The 2,797-nt window shown below is 56.4% G+C and carries 4 protein-coding genes; 2 read left to right on the forward strand and 2 right to left on the reverse strand.

Going from position 1 to position 2,797, the window contains the following annotated elements:
• Positions 1–29: 29 nt before the first annotated feature.
• Entirely contained in the window at positions 30–830 is an 801-nt protein-coding gene (locus tag AACR14_RS16010) for a putative RNA methyltransferase (RefSeq protein ID WP_019446907.1), read from the reverse strand.
• Positions 831–955: 125 nt separating this feature from the next.
• On the reverse strand, positions 956–1,594 hold the full coding sequence (gene crp / locus AACR14_RS16015) for a cAMP-activated global transcriptional regulator CRP (protein ID WP_005335304.1): 639 nt from the start codon (positions 1,592–1,594) through the stop codon (positions 956–958).
• Positions 1,595–1,894: 300 nt separating this feature from the next.
• Between crp and AACR14_RS16020 the strand changes: the two genes are divergently transcribed.
• Positions 1,895–2,299, forward strand: coding sequence for an OsmC family protein (locus AACR14_RS16020; protein WP_019446908.1), 405 nt, complete (start codon positions 1,895–1,897; stop codon positions 2,297–2,299).
• A gap of 93 nt (positions 2,300–2,392) precedes the next feature.
• Complete coding sequence (locus AACR14_RS16025; protein ID WP_019446909.1) at positions 2,393–2,689, forward strand: MliC family protein; 297 nt, start codon at positions 2,393–2,395, stop codon at positions 2,687–2,689.
• Positions 2,690–2,797 lie beyond the last annotated feature (108 nt).

Raw genomic sequence — 2,797 nt, forward strand, 5'->3', positions numbered from 1 at the left:
GGGGAGCCTTGCAAGGCTCCCCCCAGTGATCAGATGGGCTTTTGCCACAGGGTCAGCAGCAGATCCTGTTCCAGTTCATTCGGGCCTTGTTGAGCGAAAGCGTGACGCTGCTCACCGGTTGCCCGCCAGCCAAGACGGCTGGTCTCCAGAATAAAGCTGCGCATGGCCTGATCCATGGTGAGGCTGAACTGGCAGCGCTGTTGAGCCACCGAATTGAGGCCGCCGAGGGTTGGCCAGCTGAGGGGGTGTTCCATGCTCACCGGATTGAGGCTGACCCGCAGTTGCCACTGATGGCGCGGGCCTGGCTGCAGATAGAGCAGATAGCCACCGGGGGCCAGCCAGCTGACTAGCTGTTCGGTCTTGACCTTGAGATCGTTGACCAACAGCACCTGAGCAGAACCCGTTTGCAACGGCGCGCGAGCGGGATCGGCAATGACAAACTGGCCGTCCGGCTGCGCTTTTTTGGCGGCAAAGATGGTGTTCTTGGCGATATCAACCCCAGCAAACTGCCAGCCGGGCAGGCGCTCTGCCAGCGCGCGGCAGTAGTAGCCTTCACCACATCCCAGATGAACCAGCTCTTGCGGGGCCAGCGGAGCGAGTAGGGCGGCCATGGCCTCAACCAGCGGCAGTTGGTGGCCGGCTTCCAGGAAATGGTGTTTGGCGCGCATCAGGGCCCGGCTGTCGCTGTCTTTGGGGTTTTTCTTGCCGGGGATGAGATCCAGATAACCTTCCGGTGCCGGATCGAAGTGATGCTTGTTGTCGCAATAGCGCCCCTGGGAGGCTTCATGAAGATGGAGCGGACTGCGGCAGCGGGGACATTGAAGGTGCATAGTAACTCTCTGGGCGAATGCCGGAACAGTGAAGGGCGTTCGGGATTATAGGGGAGAGGATCAAAAAAGGCTGCCGTAGCAGCCTTTTTTATCCCAAGGCCTCAGTCAGGCCTGCGGACGGGTCATCAGCGAGTGCCAAATACCACAATGGTCTTGCCGTGAGCAGAGATGAGCTCCTGCTCTTCCAGCATCTTCAGGATGCGGCCCACGGTTTCACGAGAGCAGCCGACGATCTGGCCGATCTCCTGACGGGTGATCTTGATCTGCATGCCATCCGGGTGGGTCATGGCATCCGGCTGTTTGGCCAGGTTGAGCAGGGTCTGGGCGATCCGGCCGGTCACATCCAGGAAGGCGAGGTTACCCACTTTCTGGCTGGTGTGTTGCAGGCGCTTGGCCATCTGGCCAGAGAGACGCATCAGAATGTCCGGGTTGACCTGGATCAGCTGGCGGAACTTCTTGTAGGAGATCTCTGCCACTTCGCAAGAGCCTTTCGCGCGAACCCAGGCGGAGCGCTCGGGGTTCTCGTTCTCCTCGAACATCCCCATCTCGCCCAGGAAATCGCCCTGGTTCAGATAGGAGAGGATCATCTCTTTGCCCTCATCGTCCTTGATCAAGACGGCCACAGTGCCCTTGACGATGTAGTAGAGGGTCTCCGCTTTTTCACCCGCATGGATCAGGGTGCTCTTGGCGGGATACTTATGAATGTGGCAGTGCGACAAGAACCATTCCAGGGTGGGATCGCTTTGCGGTTTGCCAATGACCATGAGAATTCCTCTGTAGTGTCTTTTTATGGACTTGTGCGTCCGGGCAAGCTGCCAATCTTGCCATTCCTTGTATTGGTCGCAGTAGGATAAGAGCCTTTGCCTGTGCTGACAAGGCTTTGCGGGCTTTTGACAGAGCCCTTTGAGTAATGCCTGCTGCGCCGCTTCGGCCATTCTAGGGAAGATAGAGGTCGGAGATGTTGATTTTGATCTATTTCCATCCCAACTCCCCCTGTTCGGCAGAGATAAGCGACTGGGTTATGCTAGGGATCCATCATCATGATTAACAGGAGAGAGTGCGAGATGAAAGCCAAGGTCAGCTGGGTGGAAGGGATGAAGTTTGTGGGTGAGAGTGAATCCGGTCACAAGGTGATCCTGGATGGTGCCAACCCCGGTGAGGGGGCCAGCCCGATGGAGATGATCCTGCTGGCGGTCGGTGGCTGCAGCTCCATTGATGTGGTCTCCATCCTCGAAAAAGCGCGCCAGTCGGTGACCGCATGCCATGTTGATGTCAGTGGCGAACGGGTCGATAGCGTGCCCCGGGTTTTCGAGAAGATTAATCTGCACTTCGTGGTGACGGGCAAGGGATTGGCAGAGAAACAGGTGGCCAGAGCGGTCGAGCTGTCGATGGAAAAATACTGTTCTGTTTCCCTGATGTTGGAAAAAGCGGTACAAATTACCCATAGTTATCAAATTGTTGAAGCTTGATAACGATTGTTTCGTTGGTACCCTGGCATAAGGCCGTTACGTAAGGCCACTGCACAAGGCCATGACATAAAGCCATTACATAAGGAAAGTGCAATGAAAAAATTGATCGCTCTGCTTCCCCTTTTGGGTTTGGCGGCGTGCAGCAGCCCGCAACCTACCCAGTATCAATACAGCCAATACCAGTGTGGCGAAGAGATGCTGGCCGTTACCTATGATGCTCAGGCCGACATGGTGCAGTTCCCCTATGCCGGGGTTTATCACAAGCTGGCGCGCATTGAGTCAGAGTCTGGCGCCAAATATTCTGACGGCCTGACCACCTTCTGGAATCAGGAGAAACAAGCCCTCCTCACCCAGAAAGGGGTCACACTGCTGACCTGTACGCTTAAATAAGTGACCACAGATAGCTGAAGGTGTGCAGCTTTGTGCCCGGGTCTGGCCTAGGCTGGATTGGGTCAAGAGGTTGAGACCACAAAAAACGGCTTGCCGGGAGGCAAGCCG

The organism is Aeromonas sp. 159 (assembly GCF_963862045.1).
GTDB lineage: Bacteria > Pseudomonadota > Gammaproteobacteria > Enterobacterales > Aeromonadaceae > Aeromonas > Aeromonas veronii.

Bases quoted from the DNA above. Each gene is read 5' to 3' on its own strand.
- AACR14_RS16010 (WP_019446907.1), bottom strand. From the start codon at position 830: ATGCACCTTCAATGTCCCCGCTGCCGCAGTCCGCTCCATCTTCATGAA.
- crp (WP_005335304.1), bottom strand. From the start codon at position 1,594: ATGGTCATTGGCAAACCGCAAAGCGATCCCACCCTGGAATGGTTCTTG.
- AACR14_RS16025 (WP_019446909.1), top strand. From the start codon at position 2,393: ATGAAAAAATTGATCGCTCTGCTTCCCCTTTTGGGTTTGGCGGCGTGC.
- AACR14_RS16020 (WP_019446908.1), top strand. From the start codon at position 1,895: ATGAAAGCCAAGGTCAGCTGGGTGGAAGGGATGAAGTTTGTGGGTGAG.